18 protein-coding genes are annotated in these 21,741 nt (G+C 36.7%); 7 read left to right on the top strand and 11 right to left on the bottom strand.

Annotated elements, in window-relative coordinates; genetic code table 11:
- The first annotated feature begins 74 nt into the window (after positions 1–74).
- Positions 75–1,079 (top strand): type I glyceraldehyde-3-phosphate dehydrogenase, encoded by a 1,005-nt coding sequence (gene gap / locus DWA31_RS04840; RefSeq protein WP_114325522.1) that lies wholly within the window; start codon positions 75–77, stop codon positions 1,077–1,079.
- A gap of 151 nt (positions 1,080–1,230) precedes the next feature.
- Here gap and pyrF read toward each other — a convergent pair whose 3' ends face one another.
- From pyrF to gyrA, 9 genes are all read right to left on the bottom strand, one after another.
- Complete coding sequence (pyrF, locus tag DWA31_RS04835; RefSeq protein ID WP_114325521.1) at positions 1,231–1,926, bottom strand: orotidine-5'-phosphate decarboxylase; 696 nt, start codon at positions 1,924–1,926, stop codon at positions 1,231–1,233.
- A gap of 418 nt (positions 1,927–2,344) precedes the next feature.
- Complete coding sequence (gene lapB, locus DWA31_RS04830; RefSeq protein WP_114325520.1) at positions 2,345–3,514, bottom strand: lipopolysaccharide assembly protein LapB; 1,170 nt, start codon at positions 3,512–3,514, stop codon at positions 2,345–2,347.
- Positions 3,515–3,528: 14 nt separating this feature from the next.
- Positions 3,529–3,774 (bottom strand): lipopolysaccharide assembly protein LapA domain-containing protein, encoded by a 246-nt coding sequence (locus DWA31_RS04825; RefSeq protein WP_114325519.1) that lies wholly within the window; start codon positions 3,772–3,774, stop codon positions 3,529–3,531.
- 118 nt (positions 3,775–3,892) lie between these two features.
- Positions 3,893–4,180 (bottom strand): integration host factor subunit beta, encoded by a 288-nt coding sequence (ihfB, locus tag DWA31_RS04820; RefSeq protein ID WP_114325518.1) that lies wholly within the window; start codon positions 4,178–4,180, stop codon positions 3,893–3,895.
- Between the two features lie 154 nt (positions 4,181–4,334).
- Positions 4,335–5,996, bottom strand: a complete 1,662-nt coding sequence (rpsA, locus tag DWA31_RS04815; RefSeq protein ID WP_114325517.1) for a 30S ribosomal protein S1 — start codon at positions 5,994–5,996, stop codon at positions 4,335–4,337.
- Between the two features lie 126 nt (positions 5,997–6,122).
- Positions 6,123–6,803: a (d)CMP kinase gene (gene cmk, locus DWA31_RS04810; RefSeq protein WP_114325516.1), complete on the bottom strand. Its 681-nt coding sequence runs from the start codon at positions 6,801–6,803 to the stop codon at positions 6,123–6,125.
- Positions 6,804–6,886: 83 nt separating this feature from the next.
- Positions 6,887–8,167: a 3-phosphoshikimate 1-carboxyvinyltransferase gene (gene aroA, locus DWA31_RS04805; protein ID WP_114325515.1), complete on the bottom strand. Its 1,281-nt coding sequence runs from the start codon at positions 8,165–8,167 to the stop codon at positions 6,887–6,889.
- A gap of 1 nt (position 8,168) precedes the next feature.
- Complete coding sequence (gene serC / locus DWA31_RS04800) at positions 8,169–9,257, bottom strand: 3-phosphoserine/phosphohydroxythreonine transaminase (RefSeq protein ID WP_114325514.1); 1,089 nt, start codon at positions 9,255–9,257, stop codon at positions 8,169–8,171.
- A gap of 154 nt (positions 9,258–9,411) precedes the next feature.
- Positions 9,412–12,150 (bottom strand): DNA topoisomerase (ATP-hydrolyzing) subunit A, encoded by a 2,739-nt coding sequence (gyrA, locus tag DWA31_RS04795; protein WP_114325513.1) that lies wholly within the window; start codon positions 12,148–12,150, stop codon positions 9,412–9,414.
- A 304-nt stretch (positions 12,151–12,454) separates the two neighbouring features.
- Between gyrA and ubiG the strand changes: the two genes are divergently transcribed.
- From ubiG to yfaE, 5 genes are all read left to right on the top strand, one after another.
- Positions 12,455–13,183: a bifunctional 2-polyprenyl-6-hydroxyphenol methylase/3-demethylubiquinol 3-O-methyltransferase UbiG gene (gene ubiG, locus DWA31_RS04790; protein WP_114325512.1), complete on the top strand. Its 729-nt coding sequence runs from the start codon at positions 12,455–12,457 to the stop codon at positions 13,181–13,183.
- A 798-nt stretch (positions 13,184–13,981) separates the two neighbouring features.
- Positions 13,982–14,176, top strand: a complete 195-nt coding sequence (locus DWA31_RS04785; RefSeq protein ID WP_245942482.1) for a class I SAM-dependent methyltransferase — start codon at positions 13,982–13,984, stop codon at positions 14,174–14,176.
- A 466-nt stretch (positions 14,177–14,642) separates the two neighbouring features.
- A complete protein-coding gene (nrdA, locus tag DWA31_RS04780; RefSeq protein ID WP_114325511.1) occupies positions 14,643–16,913 on the top strand; it encodes a class 1a ribonucleoside-diphosphate reductase subunit alpha in 2,271 nt (756 codons plus the stop codon).
- A gap of 282 nt (positions 16,914–17,195) precedes the next feature.
- Positions 17,196–18,326 (top strand): class Ia ribonucleoside-diphosphate reductase subunit beta, encoded by a 1,131-nt coding sequence (gene nrdB, locus DWA31_RS04775; RefSeq protein ID WP_114325510.1) that lies wholly within the window; start codon positions 17,196–17,198, stop codon positions 18,324–18,326.
- Between the two features lie 5 nt (positions 18,327–18,331).
- Positions 18,332–18,586 (top strand): class I ribonucleotide reductase maintenance protein YfaE, encoded by a 255-nt coding sequence (gene yfaE / locus DWA31_RS04770; protein ID WP_114325509.1) that lies wholly within the window; start codon positions 18,332–18,334, stop codon positions 18,584–18,586.
- A 90-nt stretch (positions 18,587–18,676) separates the two neighbouring features.
- Here yfaE and fghA read toward each other — a convergent pair whose 3' ends face one another.
- Both fghA and DWA31_RS04760 read right to left on the bottom strand, forming a co-directional pair.
- On the bottom strand, positions 18,677–19,516 hold the full coding sequence (fghA, locus tag DWA31_RS04765) for an S-formylglutathione hydrolase (protein WP_114325508.1): 840 nt from the start codon (positions 19,514–19,516) through the stop codon (positions 18,677–18,679).
- A 58-nt stretch (positions 19,517–19,574) separates the two neighbouring features.
- Entirely contained in the window at positions 19,575–20,705 is a 1,131-nt protein-coding gene (locus DWA31_RS04760) for an S-(hydroxymethyl)glutathione dehydrogenase/class III alcohol dehydrogenase (protein ID WP_114325507.1), read from the bottom strand.
- 162 nt (positions 20,706–20,867) lie between these two features.
- On the opposite strand from DWA31_RS04760, the gene DWA31_RS04755 reads away from it, so the two are divergent.
- Positions 20,868–21,734 carry a LysR family transcriptional regulator gene (locus tag DWA31_RS04755; protein ID WP_114325506.1) on the top strand — a complete coding sequence of 289 codons (867 nt, stop codon included), beginning with the start codon at positions 20,868–20,870 and terminating at the stop codon, positions 21,732–21,734.
- Positions 21,735–21,741 lie beyond the last annotated feature (7 nt).

The following is a 21,741-nucleotide window of genomic DNA, read 5'->3' as shown; positions in this document are numbered from 1 at the left end:
TAAAGCAACTTTAACTTGAAATAATCTCAAAATGGTGTAATTTTACTACATAATGAGATTTAGAGAGGTTTACTATGAAAATTAAAATTGGCATTAACGGGTTTGGTCGTATTGGTCGTTTTGTATTTAGAGCTGCTGCCGAAAGAGATGATATTGAAGTCGTTGGCATAAATGATTTAATCGACATAGATTACATGGCCTATATGTTAAAATATGATTCAACACATGGTCGCTTCAATGGCACAGTTGATGTTGTAGATGGTCAGCTCATTGTTAATGGTAAACCCGTTCGTGTTACAGCAGAGCGTGATCCTACAAATTTAAAGTGGGGTGAAATTGACGTAGATGTTGTTGTAGAATCAACCGGTTTATTCTTAACAAATGAAACAGCGCGTAGACATATTGAAGCAGGAGCTAAACAAGTAGTTCTTTCCGCGCCTTCTAAAGATGATACACCTATGTTTGTTTGTGGTGTTAACTTAAATGAATATGTTGGCCAAGATATTGTATCTAATGCTTCTTGTACTACAAACTGTTTAGCTCCAATAGCTAAAATATTGAATGATAACTGGGGTATTCAGGATGGTTTAATGACGACTGTTCATGCAACTACAGCGACACAAAAAACAGTTGATAGCCCCTCAGGAAAAGATTGGCGTGGTGGGCGTGGTGCTGGTCAGAATATTATTCCTTCAACAACCGGTGCAGCAAAGGCTGTTGGTAAAATTATACCAGAGCTTAATGGCAAACTAACCGGTATGGCATTCCGTGTTCCTACGCCTGATGTTTCAGTAGTAGATTTAACGGTTAACTTGACGAATCCAGCTACTTATAGAGAAATTTGTCAAGCCATGAGTGCAGCGGCTGAAGGAGAGCTGAAAGGCATATTAGATTATACCGAGGATGCGGTTGTTTCTAATGACTTTATTGGCGAAACCTGTACTTCAGTGTTTGATGCAAAAGCTGGTATTTCATTAACAAGTACTTTTGTTAAAGTTGTTGCTTGGTATGACAATGAAATTGGTTATTCAAACAAAGTACTAGATTTAGTTGCTCATATTCACAATTATGAAAAGTAAATTTTGATCTGAAAATTACAAAAAAGGCTTAATTGAAAAATTAAGCCTTTTTATTTGCTATAGAATCGTACTTGATACCGTTAAAAATAGTAAACAATTAATATCTTCTATATTTACACTACTGTAAAACTCCAATTAGTTTCTCTTCATTTTACCTTATTGACTGATTAATTTTCTCTAGTACTTGCTGTGGATTAAGTGCTTTTGTAATTGGGCGTCCGATCACCAAATAATCAACACCAACATTTATTGCTTGCTCTGGCGTCATAATACGTTGTTGATCATCTTTCGCTGAGCCTGCAGGACGAATACCGGGGGTGATCAATTTAAACTCTTTACCAAGTGAACGCTTTAAGTGCTCCGCTTCCCATGCCGAACAGACAACACCATCTAAACCACTTTCTTTCGTTAGCTTAGCTAAAAAGTCAACTTGCTCTGCGGGGCTTTTGTTAATACCTAAACCGCGTAAATCGCTTTCCGACATGCTTGTTAATACCGTAACGGCGATTAACAAGGGCGCGTCATTTCCATAATTCACTAAGGCTTCTTTCGCTTTAGTCATCATTTGGCTACCGCCACTGGCATGTACATTTACCATCCATACACCAAGATCTGCTGCTGCAGTTACCGCTTTTGCTACCGTATTAGGGATATCATGAAACTTTAAATCAAGAAAAACATCAAAGCCCTTCCCTGTTAATTGTTTAACAAACTCAGGGCCAAAATAAGTAAACATTTCTTTGCCTACTTTAAGCTTACAATCTGTTGGTGAAATTCTATCAACAAAAGATAAAGCATCATTTTTTTTATCGAAGTCTAAAGCGACAACTACTTTTGGATCTAACATTCGGTTTCCTATTTTCAATTTCTTTACGTTAAAAATCCTTCGACAAGCTTCCTTCGACAGGCTCAGGACGAACGGTGTTTTTTTATTCATACTGAGCGCGAGGCACGAGCAGTCGATGTACGACAAGCTTCCTTCGACAAACTCAGGACGAACGGTGTTTTTCCATTCATACTGAGCGCGAGGCACGAGCAGTCGATGTACGACAAGCTTCCTTCGACAAGCTTCCTTCGACAAGCTTCCTTCGACAAGCTCAGGACGAACGGTTGTATTTTTTAAACTTTTTAAATTAATAAAGCACTTGATTCTGTAGATGGTTATTTCTAAATCAAGTGATGCAAGTTCAAGAAATAAGCACGGAGTTGACGGTAGTCAATGAGTACTTATGACGATTAGGGATACCTGATGACGAAATAAATATCTACTCGCCTTCTAGGCCACGCACAGGTTTAAGTTGTTCCCACTCATGGCAGGATGGACAAGACCAATAATGAGTAGAACTATTAAAACCACAGTTACGGCAACTATACCTGTGTTTAACTTTTAAGTATTCGCTGATCAATTCTTTGATTAAATCTAGACTTGCCTTATTATCCAAATCGTCTGATTGATTCATTTGCATTTTAACAAAGTGTTTAAACCCGCGTATTGTCGGACGACGTTTAAGTGCCGATAACATAAATTCTTTAGCTTTTTTATGTCCATGTTTATCTTCAACATGGCTTAAATATGAAATTAATGCACTTGAACTAGCCGTTTCGTCATATACTTTTTTAATAAAACGAAAAAACTCATCCGAAGCATCAATATCTAAGTAACATTGATGCATCTGTTCAATAACATCGGGGAAAAACTCTTTATCCTGTTGGTATATATCTTGATAACACTGACATGCTAATTCACATTGTTGATGATTTTCATAAATTTTTGCCATCAACCAATTGGCTCGACAAGAGTTTGGATCTAATAACAATGCTTGTTCTAACAACTCTATAACCTCGATAAAGTTATCTTGTTCAAATGCACTGGTTGCTTGCTCACAATAAAAATTAGCCAAGGTGTGTAATAAACGTTTATCATTTAATTTCACTACGAGTTTTTTATGACCAATACCTTGTTGCCAATCTTTAGTTGATTGAAATATTTGCAACAAGTAGGTTAATGATTTCAAGCCATAATCTTTAGACTTCAAAAGTTTCGTAAACATTTTTTCTGCACGATCATATAAGCCAGCGCATAAAAAATCTTTACCTAATTCAAAAACGGCCTGTTGCTTGTCTTTAGTTTGTAAGTTGCCGTGACGAACTAAATGTTCATGAACCTTCAAAGCTCTATCTAATTCACCACGTTTACGAAAAAGATTAGCCATGGCAAAATGTGCCTCTACACTGTCATCTTCCACTTTTAACGCTTCTAAAAGAGAATCAATTGCTTTATCCTTTTGGTTTGATAATAAATAATTCAAACCTGTTGAATATTTTATAGATAAATCTTGCTTAATGGTCTGATCTTTTTGTTTTATGCTATTTCTTCCCATAAACCAGCCATAGGCCATTGCAATAGGGAGTAATAAAAATAGTAGTTCAATCATGGTGTTACTGATTCTCAGACTTCAGTTGAACGATTCTTAGCTAATGATTTTTTACCTTTACGTATCAAGCGCCACAGTATGGTAGCTAAAAGACCAAGGATAAAACCAATAGTAGTGAATAAACTAACGGCCGCTGCCATTGACAACTCAACTCTTGCAACTAAATAGTTTAACGATATTAATTGATCATTTTGACTACCAAAAACAAAAGCAATCGCGAGTAAAATCAACACTAAGAAAAAAGTAAAATATATTCGCACGTGAGCTCCTGCTTAATAATGGAAATAAAAAAAACGGCATACCAAAGTATGCCGTTTATTATCTAATCTTTTGTATTGCTTTGCAATTACTTAAGTTGCTTCTCATTATCAGAGAAGACTAAGCAACCGAAAGATTAACTCTTTCTCGCAATTCTTTACCCGGTTTAAAGTGAGGTACGTATTTGCCCGTCAACTCAACTGATTCACCAGTTTTAGGGTTCCTACCAACTCTAGGAGCACGATAATGTAATGAAAAACTACCAAAGCCTCTAATTTCTATGCGGTCACCTTTTGACAAGGATTGCGCCATTAATTCTAAGATTTCTTTAATCGATTGTTCTACATCTTTGGCGGATAAATGGCTTAATTTATCTGCTAACTTTTCAATGAGTTCTGATTTGGTCATATGCCCCTCCAGTATTCATCTAGCTTCGCGCTAATGAAGTTAATATAAGAAGAGAGGTAAAAATAACCTCTCTTCCCCTGATCTCTTGTTTACTTTTCCTAATGACTCAGTTCAAGTAAAAAGAGTGTAAAAACTAACAACTTTTTATTAGAAACTAGTTTTTAGCGTTTTTAAACGCTGCAGCCATTGCACTTAAACCAGTTTCTTCAACTTGGTTCAAGCTATCCATAGCTTCACGCTCGTCCGCTTGATCTTTAGCTTTGATAGATAAGCTAATAGTACGGTTCTTACGATCCACACCCATAAACTTAGCTTCAACGTCGTCACCAACTTTTAATACTGCAGATGCATCTTCGATACGCTCTACAGAAATGTCGCTAACACGTAAGTAACCTTCAACACTTTCAGCTAACAAAATAGTTGCGCCTTTAGCATCAACTTCAGTTACCTTACCGTTAACAATAGCACCTTTTTTCTTATCTGTCAGATACATATTGAACGGGTCGTCTTCAGCTTGTTTAACACCTAACGAGATACGCTCACGTTCAGGGTCAACTTGAAGAACGATAGCATCGATTTCATCGCCTTTCTTATAATCACGTACGGCTTCTTCGCCACCAGCCCATGAAATATCAGATAAGTGAACTAAACCATCTATGCCGCCATCAAGACCAATGAAGATACCAAAGTCAGTAATTGACTTGATCTTACCTGATACTTTGTCGCCTTTGTTGAAGTTTTTAGCAAACTCTTCCCAAGGGTTAGCAATACACTGTTTAAGACCTAGAGAAATACGACGACGTTCTTCGTCAATTTCTAATACTAGTACTTCAACTGTATCACCTAAGCTAACAACTTTAGATGGGTGGATGTTTTTGTTAGTCCAATCCATTTCAGAAACGTGAACTAAACCTTCAACGCCTTCTTGGATTTCAACGAAACAACCGTAATCAGTTAAGTTAGTTACGCGACCTGAAAGTTTAGAACCTTCAGGGTAACGGTTAGCAATTGCTACCCATGGATCTTCGCCTAACTGCTTCATACCAAGAGATACACGAGTACGCTCACGGTCGAATTTCAATACTTTAACTTGAATTTCATCGCCAACATTTACGATTTCACTTGGGTGCTTAACACGTTTCCAAGCCATATCTGTGATATGTAATAAACCATCAATGCCGCCTAAGTCAACGAATGCACCGTAATCAGTAAGGTTCTTAACGATACCTTTAACTTCTTGGCCTTCCGCTAATGACTCTAGTAATTCATCACGTTCTGCACTGCCTTCTGCTTCTATAACAGCACGACGTGAAACAACTACGTTATTACGCTTTTGATCAAGCTTAATAACTTTAAATTCTAAAGGTTTACCTTCAAGGTGAGCAGTGTCACGTACTGGACGAACATCTACTAATGAACCAGGTAAGAAAGCACGAATATCGCTAACTTCAACCGTGAAACCACCTTTAACTTTACCGTTGATAACACCGATAACAGTTTCTTTTTCTTCATATGCTTTTTCAAGCACTTGCCACGCTTCATGACGCTTAGCATCATCGCGAGAAAGAACAGTTTCACCGAAACCATCATCTGTGGCTTTAAGAGATACGTCAACTTGATCGCCAACAACAACTTCTACTTCACCAGTAGCGTTTTTGAATTGATCAATTGAGATAACACTTTCAGATTTAAGGCCTGCATCAACAATAACATTGTCTTTATTAACAGCAACGATAGTGCCTTTAATAATTGAACCAGGACGTGTTTCGATTTCTTTTAAACTTTCTTCAAAAAGTTGCGCAAAATTTTCAGTCATAACTTGTTTATAAACTCAGCTATTAATCCAGTCGACTTCATGTCTCATGGGGTTGTTAAATTAGCTTCGGTACATCCTTGACGTAAGCTTTAGTTAATTTTACCTAATAAATAAAAGGTAAAAGATTTATGTTAATTTTCCATTCGCAAATGAAAGGACTTTATTAACCACTTCCTGTATGGAAAAGTCAGTAGAGTCAATGATTAACGCTCCTTCTGCAGGAACAAGCGGGGCAACTTTTCGGCTGCTATCTCGCTCATCTCGTTGACGTATGTCATCCAAAAGGCGCCCGATTTTAACATCAAATCCTTTCTCTTTCAACTGATTAAATCGTCTCTGTGCACGTTCTTCAGCACTAGCCGTTAAAAATACCTTTACCGGCGAATTTGAAAACACAACGGTTCCCATATCTCGTCCATCAGCAACTAAACCTGGTGAAACACAAAAAGCACGTTGACGGCGTAATAAAGCTTCACGTACACGGGGAAATGCGGCAACTTTTGACGCTAACGCACCAATTTCTTCGGTGCGAATACTATTGGTAACATCTTCACCTTCTAAAATGATTTTTCCTTCCCCTTGGCTACTGATTTCGAATTGCACATCTAAATGTGCAGCCATGGGAATAAGTGGCTCTTCATCTTCAATACTAACATGATGATGTTGAGTTGCCACGGCAAGGACACGGTAGATAGCACCGCTGTCAAGTAAGTGCCAACCTAGCTGTTCTGCTACAAGTCTGGCAACTGTTCCTTTGCCTGCACCACTAGGACCATCAATGGTAATAACTGGAACGCTTTCCTGCATACATATCTCTCCTTATGTCAAAAATCGGCGGGATTATACGGGATTTATATTTAAAAATCGCCAAAAAAATTATTTTAATGTATTTAGCAAGAGACTTGCGCTAACTTGTCAAAATAATCAGGAAATGTTTTTGCCGTACACTTAGGATCATTAATAGTAACGGGGGTATCGCTTAAGGCAACGAGAGAAAAGCACATAGCTATCCTGTGATCGTCATAAGTATCAATTTCAGCATGTTTAAGAAGCTTAGGTGGCGTAATAGAAATATAATCTTCACCTTCAATCACATCAGCACCTACCTTTCTTAGCTCTGTAGCCATGGCGTTTAATCGATCAGTCTCTTTTACGCGCCAGTTGTAAACATTTCGAATAGTTGTTGTGCCTGTAGCAAAAAGTGCTGTGGTTGCAATGGTCATGGCTGCATCAGGGATATGATTCATATCCATATCAACTGCAGTTAACGGTTTGCCAACAACAGTGATTGATTCATCACCCCAAGTAACTTCTGCTCCCATTTTCTCAAGAACATCAGCAAAGTGCTTATCACCCTGAACACTTAGTTTACCAACGCCATGCACGGTAATTTCGCCACCTTTAATTGCCCCAGCCGCTAAAAAATATGAAGCTGAAGAGGCATCACCTTCAACCATATATTTTTCTAAAGCTTGGTATGACTGACCACCTTTAACAGTGAAAGACTTATAGTCATTATTCTGTACGTTAACACCAAACCTTTGCATAATATCAAGCGTAATATCAATGTATGGCTTAGAGACTAATTCACCGTCAATTTCTATATCGGTATCTGTTCCTAACAAGGGTGCTATCATTAAAATTGCAGTTAAAAACTGACTCGATATTGAGCCATCAATGCTTACTGTATTTCCTGTTAACGTTTTACCTGTTATTTTTACCGGTGGGTAATTTTTATTTTCTAAATATTCTATATCAGCACTAAGCTGTGCCAATGCATCACCTAAATGGCCGATTGGCCGTTCTTTCATTCTTGGTTCGCCAGTTAAGATATATTCACCTTCACTCGCTGCAAGGGCTGCACACAATGGGCGCATCGCCGTACCTGCATTACCTAGGAATAGTTCCAATGGCGCTTTAGTTTTGAAAAAACCATTATTTCCGATAACAGTACACTCAGTACCGCAATCACTTAGGGTATATTCAATACCAAGGCTTTTTAACGCATTTAGCATATGGTTAATGTCATCACTAACCAATAAGTTAGTGATTTTAGTTACGCCGTTCGCTAATGCCGCAATTAACAATGCGCGATTAGATAAGCTTTTAGAACCAGGTAAAAAAACTTCTCCGTTAATTCTACCTATTGGATTTAATGTTAACTGCTCCACTTTATCTCATCCTCTTTTCAAATTGTTGCATAAAATCGACTAATGCTTGTACACCTTCAATTGGCATAGCATTATAGATACTTGCACGCATACCACCAACGATCCTATGACCTTTTAGTGCCATTAACCCATGTTGTTCTGCTTGTAATATAAACTTTTCATTTAAGCTTTCATCGTTAAGCCAAAATGGAATGTTCATTTTACTACGATATTGCTTATCAATAGGATTGTTATAAAAATCACTACTATCGATAACTTGATATAATAATTCGGCTTTTTCTTGGTTTACTTTAGCAATAGCTTTAACACCGCCAAGTTCTTTAAGCCATTGAAAAACTAAACTCGCTAAATACCATGCATATGTAGGTGGCGTATTGTACATAGAGTCATTATCAGCAGAGGTTTGGTAATTCATAATACAAGGTGTTGCTAGTTGAGCATTACCAAGTAAGTCTTCACGAACAATAACAATAGTCAAACCTGACGGACCAATATTTTTTTGTGCTCCTGCATAAATTAAACCAAATTTAGTCACATCAATTTCATGAGATAAAATGGTTGATGACATATCAGCAACTAAAGGAACACCGTTAGTTTCTGGTATTTCATTAATTTCAATACCGTCAACCGTTTCATTTGGACAGTAATGTACATAAGCGGCATCATTATTTAATGGCCATTTAGCATTAGGAATAATACTAATTTCACCATCATTGTGCTCTTCACGAACATTAATAACGTTAATAGAACCAAAATTTTCAGCTTCTAAGGCGGCTGCTTTTGACCACGAGCCATTAACAATATAGTCTGCTGATTTACCTTGAGGTAATAAGTTTAGCGGAACAGCAGAAAATTGGCCTCGACCACCACCATGACAAAATAATACTTTATAGTTATCAGGAATGGCCATTAACTCGCGTAAATCTGCCTCAGCTTGGAATGCCATTTTCATATAGATATTACTACGGTGGCTTAATTCCATTACAGAACTACCGGTGTTATTCCAATTAATAAATTCATTTTGCGCTTTTGTCATTACTGCTGTTGGTAACATTGCAGGGCCTGCACAAAAATTAAAAACTTCAGACATTTTGTTATTCTCAAATAAAATAATATTAATACATTTTTATTATGTATTTAAAGTAATACACGCTCTTTCACATCTATGTGACCACGAAATACCGTTCATCCTGAACATAAAAAAGGCGGTTATTAGCCGCCCTTTTTTTTGTTGTTAACGACGATTATTCTTGTTCGTCATCTATTTGGCTATCTTCATCAGCTTGTTGAGCACTTTGCTCTGGATTGTGATTCAAAGCATCTTGATCTAAAGAGCTATCTTCTTGACTAGTTACTTCTCCTTCGACACTTTCACCTTCAAGCACAGCTGGCTCTTCTATTTCATCAATACGTTGTAAGGCAACAACATGTTCATCGTCACTCGTACGAATTAAACGAACACCTTGAGTATTACGACCAATAATACTCACTTCATTAACTCTGGTACGTACTAATGTGCCGTTATCGGTAATGACCATGATTTCATCAAGATCTTCAACTTGTACAGCACCAACAACCTTACCATTACGTTCACTCACTTTAATAGAAACAACACCTTTAGTTGCTCTACTCTTCGCAGGATATTCGCTTAGTTCAGTACGTTTACCGTAACCATTTTCAGTAATCGTTAATATTGGTCCATCATTTTTAGGTACGATTAAAGAAATTACTTTCTGCGTATCCTCAAGTCTAATACCACGAACACCGGTACCTGTTCTGCCGATAGGTTTTAATGCCCAACGCTGTTCACCTGTTTCAGGATCAATTTTTATTTCACCCGTTTCGCTATCACGAACTTTTTCATTGAAACGAACAACTTTACCCGCATCAGAGAATAACATGATGTCATTGTTACCGTCGGTAATATCGACACCAATTAAGGTATCATCATCACGTAGGTTAAGTGCGATAATACCGTTAGCTCTTTGGTTTTTATAAGCCGTTAATGCTGTTTTCTTCACTGTACCTGAGGCTGTTGCCATGATGATGTACTTATCTTCTTCATATTCGCGTACAGGTAAAATAGCGGTAATTCGTTCATCATTTTCAAGCGGCAGTATATTAACAATAGGACGACCACGCGCAGTACGACTTGCAAGCGGTAATTGATATACTTTCAACCAATATAATTTACCACGATTTGAGAAACACAAAATAGTGTCGTGGGTATTAGCAATCAATAAACGTTCGATGAAATCTTCTTCTTTCATCTTAGTTGCTGCTTTACCTTTTCCACCACGTTTTTGTGATTGGTAATCTGACAGTATTTGGTATTTAACATAACCTTCGTGAGAAAGTGTTACCACTACATCTTCTTCAGTGATTAAGTCTTCTAAAGACAAATCATGAGACGCATTAGTAATTTCTGTACGGCGTTCATCACCAAATTCGTCACGAATGGCTTCAAGCTCTTCACAAATAATTTCCATTAAACGTGACGGCTCTGCAAGTATATGCATCAACTCTGCGATGACATCGAGTAAGCCTTTGTATTCAGCTAGAATTTTTTCATGTTCTAAGCCGGTTAATTTGTGCAAACGCAAATCTAAAATAGCTTGTGCTTGAACAGGTGTTAAATAATATTGATTTTCAAGAATACCAAACTCTGGTTCTAGCCATTCAGGACGTGCCGCATCATTACCGGCTGCACTAAGCATGTCTGCAACATTACCTAAACTCCAGCCACGTGAAATTAACGCTTCTTTTGCTTCACTTGGTGTTGTTGAGGTTTTAATTAATTCAATGATCGGGTCTATATTCGCTAGGGCAATTGATAAACCTTCAAGTAAATGCGCGCGTTCACGTGCTTTTCTTAATTCAAAAATAGTACGGCGTGTAACTACTTCACGGCGATGCAGTACAAACGCTTCTAACATTTCTTTTATATTGAATATTTTTGGTTGACCATTAGTCAATGCCACCATATTCAAACCAAAAGACACCTGCATTTGTGTCAGTTTGTATAAGTTATTTAAAACAACTTCACCCACTTCACCACGCTTAACTTCAACAACCATACGCATGCCGTCTTTATCAGACTCATCACGCAATGCTGAAATACCTTCAAGACGTTTTTCTTTAACAAGCTCGGCCATTTTTTCAATCAGGCGTGCTTTGTTAACTTGGTATGGTAATTCGTGTACAACAATAGTTTCTTTACCCGTGCTTTCATTCACTTCAATGTCTGCACGCGCTCGAATTTTTATTTTACCACGGCCAGTACGGTAAGCTTCTTCAATGCCTGCACGACCACTGATAATTCCTGCTGTTGGAAAATCAGGGCCAGGTATATGAGTTAATAATTCTTCAAAAGAAATATCGCTATTTTCAATAAGCGCTAAACAAGCATTAACAACTTCAGTTAAGTTATGTGGTGGAATATTCGTTGCCATACCAACCGCAATACCCGAGCTACCATTAACAAGCAAGTTAGGAATACGCGTTGGCATAACCGCAGGAATATGCTCTGTACCATCATAGTTAGGAACAAAATCAACCGTTTCTTTTTCTAAATCAGCTAGAATAGAGTGAGCAATTTTAGACATTCGAATTTCGGTATAACGCATTGCCGCTGCACTATCACCATCAACCGAACCAAAGTTACCTTGACCATCTACTAACATGTAGCGAAGTGAAAAAGGTTGTGCCATACGAACAATTGTATCGTAAACAGCTGTATCACCATGAGGGTGATACTTACCGATAACATCACCAACCACACGGGCTGATTTTTTATAAGCTTTATTCCAATCATTACCTAATACATCCATTGCGAATAATACGCGGCGATGCACAGGTTTTAAACCATCACGTACGTCAGGCAGTGCACGCCCAACAATAACGCTCATGGCATAATCTAGATAGGAAGTTTTTAACTCATCTTCAATATTTACTGGTACTATTTCTTTGGCCAGATCTGACATAAATAGATGTATCCCTTAACTTAAAACGTAACGATAAAATCACTTAGATTTTTATTATTATCTTTTCATAACAAACATAAATCAACGCAGCATATTAGCATAGTTTTTGTTGATGCCAAACAGCTTTATTTAGCCGTTTTAAAGGTGTTTTAGCCACGATATATAAAGGCGACTAATTCTGCTTATAAAGTAAGCTAAAAAAATATTTATTGATCTATTACATTGGTTTTACCATTGTTTATGCTTTGTTTAACTAAAAGTTTCGTTTAGAATCTGATCATCTGTATTTCAACTAGATTACCTCATGACTGACAATAAAAGCGTGCCTAATGTAAATGAAGAAGAAATTGCTAAATTTGAACAAATCGCAAGCCAATGGTGGGATCTAACAGGTGATTTTAAACCACTACATCAGGTTAACCCGTTAAGAGTTCAATTTATTTGTCAACATATAGCTGAACAAAAACAAGAGCTATTCTCAAAAAACGTAATCGACGTAGGCTGCGGCGGCGGAATATTAACAGAATCGTTAGCTAAATTGGGTGCCACGGTCACAGGTATAGATATGGGGGCAGAGCCACTCAATGTCGCTAAACTGCATGCGCTAGAATCTAGCTTAACCATAAATTACGAAAAAATTACCGCTGAAGAAAAGGCACAACAGTGCAATGAAATATTTGACATGGTTACTTGTATGGAAATGCTTGAACATGTACCTGATCCTGCTTCAGTAATAAAAGCCTGCGCGCAATTAGTAAAACCGGGTGGTTTAGTGTTTTTTTCAACATTAAATAAAACAGTTAAATCTTATCTACTCGCTATTGTAGCAGCAGAAAAGATATTAAAATTGGTTCCTGATGGAACACATGATCATGACAAATTCATTAAACCTTCACAATTGATTGCTTGGGCAGAAGAAAGTCAATTGAAATGCATTGATGCCAGTGGCATTCATTATAATCCAGTGACAGAGAACCATAAGTTGGCGGCCAATTTAGACGTTAACTATATTCTATGTTGTCAAAAAGTGTAAAAATTAAAAACACATATTTTAATTTTTAAGCAAGTTGTGCAAACAATCAACAAAATCAATAAGTCACTGTTAATTGGTGACTTTATTTTTTATATTTCAATTTGATATATAGAAACATAAAAATCAATTAAAATATTTTCAGTTAAAAAAAATGTTAAAAAAAATATTGCTTTTAGTAAATTACCAAATAAATTAACCGTGCTAGGTTAGTTGTTACTAACCCTTATTAATTCGGTAAAATGTCAATAAAAACACATAGCTTTTATCGCTTGCATTCGAGTCCAAACCTCACTATCTTGTGGGGGTGCAAGGGGATCGGTTGATTTTCAGACAAGAAAAAACCTCTGAAGTTTCTAAGGCATTCAAAGGTTCTTTAGTCAGCATATGTCGAAGTAAATCGAAAGATAGGCTGTATTTGCAAAGCCACTATAAATTTTTAGTGTGATGGATTCAACTCTTTTTCGTTGATTTATACATCTTTCGATTGCTTCATAATTATAATTTTGAAGCAAAAAAGGAGGGGAATTATGTTATCTATTGATCTTAAAATAAAAATCAAGATACCTAGTTTTATTTATATTATCCAATTCTGGATTATGTAATCACTCGATTAAAAGCCACTTTAATAGTGGCTTTTTTTTATGGAAAAGGAGGCTTTGTAGCCATTTTATAGTTCAAAAAACTATCTAAGCTCTAACTATTTGATTATGATTGAGCCAATCTATTTTAGGTGGTTTTAAAATGGTTGGGGTCAAAAAGAGAAAAATATACTCTTACCTAGGGTTTTCCACAGTAACAATGTTTAAGTTGGTTCCTGAAGGTACGCATGGTCATGATAAATTCATAAAACCGTCGCAATTAATCGCTTGGGCTGAAGAAAGTCAATTGAAATGCATTGATGCCAGTGGCATTCATTATAATCCAGTGACAGAGAACCATAAGTTGGCGGCCAATTTAGACGTGAATTATATTCTATGTTGTCAAAAAGTGTAAAAATTAAAAACACATATTTTAATTTTTAAGCAAGTTGTGCAAACAATCAACAAAATCAATAAGTCACTGTTAATTGGTGACTTTATTTTTTATATTTCAATTTGATATATAGAGACATAAAAATCAATTAAAATATTTTCAGTTAAAAAAAATGTTAAAAAAAAATATTGCTTTTAGTAAATTACCAAACAAATTTACCTTGCTAGGTTAGTTGTTACTAACCCCTGTTAAATAGGTAAAAAGTCAACCCAAAATCAAGTTATTTTATCGCTTGCATTCAAGCAAAAACCTCATTATCTTGTGCTTGGCTTTATAAAAAACCCTAGATGTTGTGCGTATGACTTTTAATACGTCTTCAGGGAAACAATAATAAAACAAGGAGCATTTTCAGTTATAACTGATATCACTTATCTGTACTGAAAAAGCAAACTAAAAAATAAGTAACTATTTACATCACAGGTCTTTCATGAATAATAATCTTTTTGTTACCAAGCGTAATGGCGAAAAAGAATCCATCGATTTAGAAAAAATTCACCGTGTTATTGCTTGGGCTGCAGCTGGTCTAGAAGACGTTTCTGTCTCTCAAGTTGAACTTAAATCACATATTCAGTTTTATGATGGTATTAAAACTGAAGATATTCATGAAACCATTATCAAGGCGGCGGCTGATTTAATTTCAGAAGAAACACCTGACTATCAATATTTATCCGCTAGGCTTGCGGTATTTCATCTACGTAAAAAAGCCTATGGTCAATTTGAACCACCTAAACTTTATGATCATGTTGTTAAATTAGTTGAAGCTGGTAAATATGATCAACACCTGTTAACTGACTATGATGAAAGTGATTTTGAACATATGTCATTATTTTTAGATCATACCCGTGATCTAAATTTTAGTTATGCTGCGATAAAACAACTTGAAGGCAAATATCTTGTTCAAAACCGTGTGAACGGAGAAATTTATGAAAGCGCACAGTTCTTATATATTTTAGTTGCTGCGTGTTTATTTGCTAAATACCCTAAAGAAACTCGATTAGGTTATGTTGAAGGCTTTTATAACGCTATTTCAACGTTTAAATTATCACTACCAACGCCAATAATGGCCGGTGTTCGTACACCAACACGTCAATTCTCTTCCTGTGTATTGATTGAGTGTGATGATTCATTAGACTCAATTAATGCTGCTTCTAGTGCCATTGTTAAATATGTATCACAGCGCGCTGGCATCGGCGTGAACGCTGGTCGTATTCGTGCTTTAGGTAGTACTATTCGTAACGGCGAAGCTTTTCATACTGGCTGTATTCCTTTTTATAAACATTTTCAAACGGCGGTTAAAAGCTGTTCTCAAGGTGGTGTTCGAGGTGGTGCTGCCACGTTATTCTATCCACTTTGGCATTTAGAAGTAGAAAGTCTACTTGTATTGAAAAACAACCGAGGCGTTGAAGAAAACCGCGTTCGTCATTTAGATTACGGTGTACAATTTAATAAAGTAATGTACCAGCGCTTAATAAAAGGTGGATATATCACCTTATTTAGCCCAAGTGATGTTCCAGGACTTTACGATGCATTTTTTGAAGATCAAGAAAAATTCGAACAACTTTATGTTCAATACGAAAATGATGAATCAATTCGTAAAAAACGTATTAAAGCAATTGAATTATTTACATTATTTGCTCAAGAGCGTTCAAGTACAGGCCGTATTTATTTACAAAATGTTGACCACTGTAATACGCATAGCCCATTTGACCCGAGTAAAGCCCCTATTCGTCAAAGTAATTTGTGTTTAGAGATTGCACTCCCAACTAAGCCAATGAAAGATGTAAATGATGAAAATGGTGAAATTGCACTATGTACATTGTCTGCTTTCAATTTAGGTACAATAGAGTCTCTAGATGAATTAGAAGGTTTAGCTGATCTAGCTGTGCGCGCGCTTGATAGTTTACTTGATTACCAAGACTACCCTATTCCTGCTGCTAAAAATGCGAGTTTAGCGCGTAGAACATTAGGTATAGGTGTCATTAATTACGCCTATTATTTAGCGAAAAATGGTTTGTACTACTCAAATGGTAGTGCTAACAATTTAACCCATAGAACCTTTGAAGCTATCCAATATTATTTATTGAAAGCTACCAACTTGCTTGCAAAAGAGCAAGGAGCTTGTCCTAAATTTAATGAAACACGTTTATCGCAAGGTATCTTACCAATTGATACCTACAAAAAAACGATTGATGATCTTACTGGTGAGCCTTTACATTTAGATTGGGAATCATTACGTGCTAGCATAAAAGAGTTTGGTGTAAGAAATTCAACGGTATCGGCCTTAATGCCATCAGAAACCTCATCGCAAATATCTAATGCCACAAACGGAATAGAACCACCAAGGGGTTTAATTAGTATAAAAGCAAGTAAAGACGGTGTTTTAAAGCAAGTAGTACCTGAATATAAAAAGCTTAAGCAAAACTACGAATTACTATGGAATATTCCTAGTAATGAGGGGTATTTAGAGCTAGTAGGTATTATGCAAAAATTCATTGATCAAACAATTTCAGCTAATACTAACTATGATCCATCTAAATTTGTTGGTGGCAAAGTGCCTATAAAACAAATACTAAAAGATATTTTAACCGCCTATAAGCTTGGTATTAAAACCATGTATTATCATAACACCCGTGATGGCGCTAGTGATGACGTTGAAGTGGAAGATGATGACTGTGCCGGCGGCGCATGTAAAATTTAGCTAATACCAGTTTCATTAATTAGGTGATCTATTTTATGCGGAGAAAAAACGGTCAAATACAAGGCATTTATTTTAATAACTAGTTGTTCTAATTATTAAATAAATAACGAAGTAGTTGGTCGTTTTAACAAGTAGAAATGACCACATAGTTAGTGAGATTGGTATAACTATACGCAACAAAAACACCAACAATAATACGTAATAAAATGAGCCTAGATATGTCTAGGCTTTTTATCACCCTGCTCAAACTATAGCGGTGATACTTTAAGGAATACAAAAATAATGACGTACACCACGTTTAACCAAGTTCCAAATAATGCTTTATTAGAACCAATGTTCTTAGGTAATAGCGTCAATGTATCTCGCTATGATCAACAACGCTATATGGCTTTTGAGAAATTAATTGAAAAACAATTATCATTCTTTTGGCGTCCTGAAGAAGTAGATGTATCAAAAGACAGAGCAGATTGGCAAACTTTAACCGATTCAGAAAAACATATTTTCATTTCTAACTTAAAGTACCAAACGCTATTAGATTCAATGGCAGCTCGCTCTGTTAATGCTGTTTTATTACCGTTAGTCTCTTTACCAGAAGTAGAAACATGGGTAGAGACATGGGCATTTAGTGAAACCATTCACTCTCGCTCTTACACCCATATTTTACGTAACCTGTTCACCAATCCTGGCGAAGTATTTGACGATATAATTGTTAACCCTGCCATTTTAAAACGTGCGACTAGCATCGCTAAATATTTTGATGATGTGATTTTAACAACGCAATTATTACAGTCACAAGGTGATGGTACATATGAAGTTGAAGGCCGCAGTATTGAAGTTAGCACCCGCAAATTAAAAGAACGTTTATACCTTGCCGTTTGTTCAGTAAATGCCCTTGAAGCTATTCGGTTTTATGTTAGCTTTGCTTGTTCTTTTGCTTTTGCTGAGCGAGAACTCCTTGAGGGCAACGCTAAGATAATTAAATTAATAGCACGTGATGAAGCGTTACACCTAACAGGCACTCAACATATTTTAAATAATTGGATGAGTGGTAAAGACGATCCTGAAATGAAAGAAATCAGTGCAAGTATGCGTAAAGAAGGCTTGCAAATTTTCCTTGATGTGGTTGAACAAGAAAAAGAATGGGCACAATACTTATTTAAAGATGGCTCTATGATTGGTTTAAATGCTGAAATTTTAAATCAATACATTGAATATATTTCAAATCAACGCTTAACTGCTATTGGTTTTGATGCTCCTTTTGATATTAAAAGTAACCCGTTACCATGGATGAATGCCTATTTAGTCAGTGATAATGTTCAGGTTGCTCCACAAGAGACTGAAATATCAAGCTATTTAGTTGGTCAGGTTGATTCAACTGTAGATGCTGATGATTTTGACGATTTCGATTTATAACTTTTATGTCTTTTAGTATTACTATCGAGGATCGTGAAATATCGTTCCTCGAAGAAGATAAAACGATACTTAATGCCTTAGAAAGAGAAAATATAGAGTCACACTTTCATTGTCGAGATGGGTTTTGTGGTGCTTGTCGTTGCTCATTAAAAGAAGGGACTGTTGAATATAAGCAATACCCTCTAGCTTATGTAGGTGACAATGAAATTCTAACCTGTTGTGCTTACCCTACTTCGCATTTAGTGATAGAAATAGATTAAATTTCATCATCCAAATAAAAGCCTTTTACCAAACATACCATTTCAATTATTTGAATAATGATGAAGTTTCACTAGATAGCAATAAGTTATTTATTTGCTCAAGTGATCCGCATGAAAGCGTAAATGGTCTTCAATAAAGCTGGCGATAAAATAGTAACTATGATCATAACCTTCATGAAGGTTTAACTCCAAAGGATAGTTATTTGTTTTGGCCGCGGCTGTTAGCATTTCAGGTTTTAGTTGTTCACTCAAAAAGTCATCAGCGATACCTTGATCAACTTTACCCGGCACAAAATGTGTTGCCTGTTTTATTAGCTCACTAGCATCATGCTTAACCCAATTGGTTTTATCTTTACCTAGATAAGCCGTAAACGCTTTTTGCCCCCAAGGACAATTCATCGGGTTGCTGATAGGACTAAATGCTGACATTGACCTATACCGTTCAGGATTTAGCATGGCAATTGTTAATGCGCCATGCCCGCCCATAGAATGTCCAGCAATTGAACGTTCATCTGAAACAGGAAAGTTTGCTTCAATGAGCTCAGGTAACTCGTTAACCACATAATCATACATTTGATAATGACGATTCCACGGTGCTTGCGTCGCATTGACGTAAAACCCTGCACCTTGCCCTAAATCATAAGCTTCATCATCAGCTACATCACTACCACGAGGGCTAGTATCAGGCGTAACGATCGCTATTCCTAATTCTGCAGCAATGCGTAACGCTCCTGCTTTTTGCATAAAGTTTTCATCAGTGCAGGTTAGGCCAGAAAGCCAGTACAAAACTGGAATTTTTTTACCATTTGATGTCTGCGGCGGTAAGTAGATAGCAAACCGCATATCGCAGTTTACTGTTTTAGCGTAATGGCTATATTGTTTGTGCCAACCGCCAAAACTTTTATTAACACTTAAATTTTCAATTGTCATATTAATGCCTTAACAACACCCTCACTTATTATCACTCAGTGAGGCTGTAAAATAGTTTTTACTTATCAAAGTGTATAACGCTGCGAATACTTTCGCCTTTATGCATCAATTCAAATGCTTCATTAATGTCTTCCAAACCCATAGTATGAGTAATAAAGTCACTTAATTTGAATTCACCTTGTAAGTAACGTTCTACGTAATCAGGTAATTCGGTGCGACCTTTAACACCACCGAATGCTGAACCACGCCATACCCGACCGGTAACTAATTGAAATGGTCTTGTTGATATTTCTTGCCCTGCGCCAGCAACACCAATCACAACAGATTCGCCCCATCCTTTATGACAGCATTCTAATGCAGAACGCATTAAGTTTACGTTACCAATACATTCAAATGAGTAATCAACTCCGCCATCAGTCATTTCAACAATAACGTCTTGAATCGGCTTATCATGATCTTTTGGGTTAATAAAATCAGTTGCTCCTAATTTCTTTGCTAACTCAAATTTACTTTCGTTAATATCGATTGCAATAATGCGACTTGCTTTTGCCATAGTTGCGCCAATAACAGCTGAAAGCCCAATGCCACCTAAACCAAAGATAGCAACAGTTGCACCATCTTCAACTTTTGCAGTGTTCATTACCGCGCCTATGCCTGTTGTTACACCACAACCCAGTAAACAAACTTCTTCTAATGGTGCTGTTTTATTTACTTTTGCTAGCGAAATTTCAGGTAATACAGTGTATTCAGAGAAAGTTGAGCAACCCATATAATGGAAGATAGGTTGACCATCTTTATAAAAACGCGTGGTGCCATCTGGCATTAACCCTTTACCTTGAGTTTCACGAATTTTTTGGCAAAGGTTGGTTTTGCCCGATAAACAGAACTTACATTCGCCACATTCTGGAGTATATAAAGGAATAACATGGTCGCCAACTTGCACACTGGTAACACCCTCGCCTACCTGCTCAACAATACCGCCACCTTCATGGCCCAAAATCACCGGAAATATGCCCTCTGGATCATCACCGGATAACGTAAATGCATCAGTATGACAAACACCCGATGCAATCACTTTTATCAATACTTCACCTTTACGCGGGAGCATGACATCAACTTCTTCAATAGATAATGGTTGTTTTGGGCCCCAAGCAATGGCGGCTTTTGATTTAATAAATTGATCGGTCATATTATTCTCACTTTTTGTTTATAGGCCTAAGTCATTTTCTCAAGCTCTAGATGACTTTACTTTGTCATATCGTATTTGTCGTTATAAGGAGTATTATATCTATTTCCTAAAAAATGATAATATAACGGTTTGGTAAATAACTTTTACACACAGGTAACAATAATGCAATGGGAAGGTATTAGTGAGTTTGTTAATGTCGCAGAAACAGAGAGCTTTACGCAAGCATCAAATAAACTGGCTATATCAACCGCTCAGGTTAGTCGTCAGGTTAGTGCATTAGAACAGCGCCTTAATATTAAACTTTTCTATCGCACTACTCGCAAGGTATCACTAACTGAAGAGGGGCGCGTTTTTTATCAACACTGTCGTGGTGTACTTGATGGCTTAGATGCTGCACAAAGAGCTGTTACTAATTTACAATCAAAACCTCAGGGAAAAATTAAGCTAACGGCACCTATTACCTATGGCGAACAACAAATTTTGCCGCTGATAAATAACTTTATGATGCAATATAAAGATATTGAAGTTACTGCTTATTTAAGTAATCAACAACTAGATTTAGTTGATGAAAGCTTTGATTTAGCTATTCGTTTAGGTAAATTAAGTGACTCCTCTATGATGGCAAAAAAGTTGGCTGAGCGAACAAATTATGTTTGCGCATCGCCTGCCTATATAGATAAATATGGGTTACCTCACTCGTTGTCTGAGCTTGACAAACACAGCTGTCTGTTAGGTACACGAGATTATTGGCATTTTAACGACGCTGGGAAAGAAAAAAATATCCGAGTTGCGGGAAGGTTACGATACAACAGTGGTTTTGGCTTAGTTGATGCGGCATTAAAAGGATTGGGCATAGTTCAGTTGCCTGATTACTACATCAAAGATCAGCTCAAAAAGGGTAACTTGATCACAATATTGGACAATTATAAAGTACCTGATGAAGGAATTTGGGCCATTTACCCACAAAACCGTCATCTTTCACCCAAAATTAGGTTATTGGTAGATTACCTCGTAGCGCATTTATCATAGGCACTTT

Source organism: Candidatus Colwellia aromaticivorans (genome assembly GCF_003333305.1).
GTDB lineage: Bacteria > Pseudomonadota > Gammaproteobacteria > Enterobacterales > Alteromonadaceae > Colwellia > Colwellia aromaticivorans.
Note: the sequence above shows the minus strand (reverse complement) of the source record. Positions and strands in the feature narration are given on the sequence as shown.

Bases quoted from the DNA above. Each gene is read 5' to 3' on its own strand.
- nrdA (WP_114325511.1), top strand. From the start codon at position 14,643: ATGAATAATAATCTTTTTGTTACCAAGCGTAATGGCGAAAAAGAATCC.
- DWA31_RS04760 (WP_114325507.1), bottom strand. From the start codon at position 20,705: ATGACCGATCAATTTATTAAATCAAAAGCCGCCATTGCTTGGGGCCCA.
- cmk (WP_114325516.1), bottom strand. From the start codon at position 6,803: ATGCAGGAAAGCGTTCCAGTTATTACCATTGATGGTCCTAGTGGTGCA.
- serC (WP_114325514.1), bottom strand. From the start codon at position 9,257: ATGTCTGAAGTTTTTAATTTTTGTGCAGGCCCTGCAATGTTACCAACA.
- yfaE (WP_114325509.1), top strand. From the start codon at position 18,332: ATGTCTTTTAGTATTACTATCGAGGATCGTGAAATATCGTTCCTCGAA.
- ihfB (WP_114325518.1), bottom strand. From the start codon at position 4,180: ATGACCAAATCAGAACTCATTGAAAAGTTAGCAGATAAATTAAGCCAT.
- fghA (WP_114325508.1), bottom strand. From the start codon at position 19,516: ATGACAATTGAAAATTTAAGTGTTAATAAAAGTTTTGGCGGTTGGCAC.
- gap (WP_114325522.1), top strand. From the start codon at position 75: ATGAAAATTAAAATTGGCATTAACGGGTTTGGTCGTATTGGTCGTTTT.
- DWA31_RS04785 (WP_245942482.1), top strand. From the start codon at position 13,982: ATGTTTAAGTTGGTTCCTGAAGGTACGCATGGTCATGATAAATTCATA.
- DWA31_RS04755 (WP_114325506.1), top strand. From the start codon at position 20,868: ATGCAATGGGAAGGTATTAGTGAGTTTGTTAATGTCGCAGAAACAGAG.
- rpsA (WP_114325517.1), bottom strand. From the start codon at position 5,996: ATGACTGAAAATTTTGCGCAACTTTTTGAAGAAAGTTTAAAAGAAATC.
- ubiG (WP_114325512.1), top strand. From the start codon at position 12,455: ATGACTGACAATAAAAGCGTGCCTAATGTAAATGAAGAAGAAATTGCT.
- lapB (WP_114325520.1), bottom strand. From the start codon at position 3,514: ATGATTGAACTACTATTTTTATTACTCCCTATTGCAATGGCCTATGGC.
- gyrA (WP_114325513.1), bottom strand. From the start codon at position 12,150: ATGTCAGATCTGGCCAAAGAAATAGTACCAGTAAATATTGAAGATGAG.
- pyrF (WP_114325521.1), bottom strand. From the start codon at position 1,926: ATGTTAGATCCAAAAGTAGTTGTCGCTTTAGACTTCGATAAAAAAAAT.
- nrdB (WP_114325510.1), top strand. From the start codon at position 17,196: ATGACGTACACCACGTTTAACCAAGTTCCAAATAATGCTTTATTAGAA.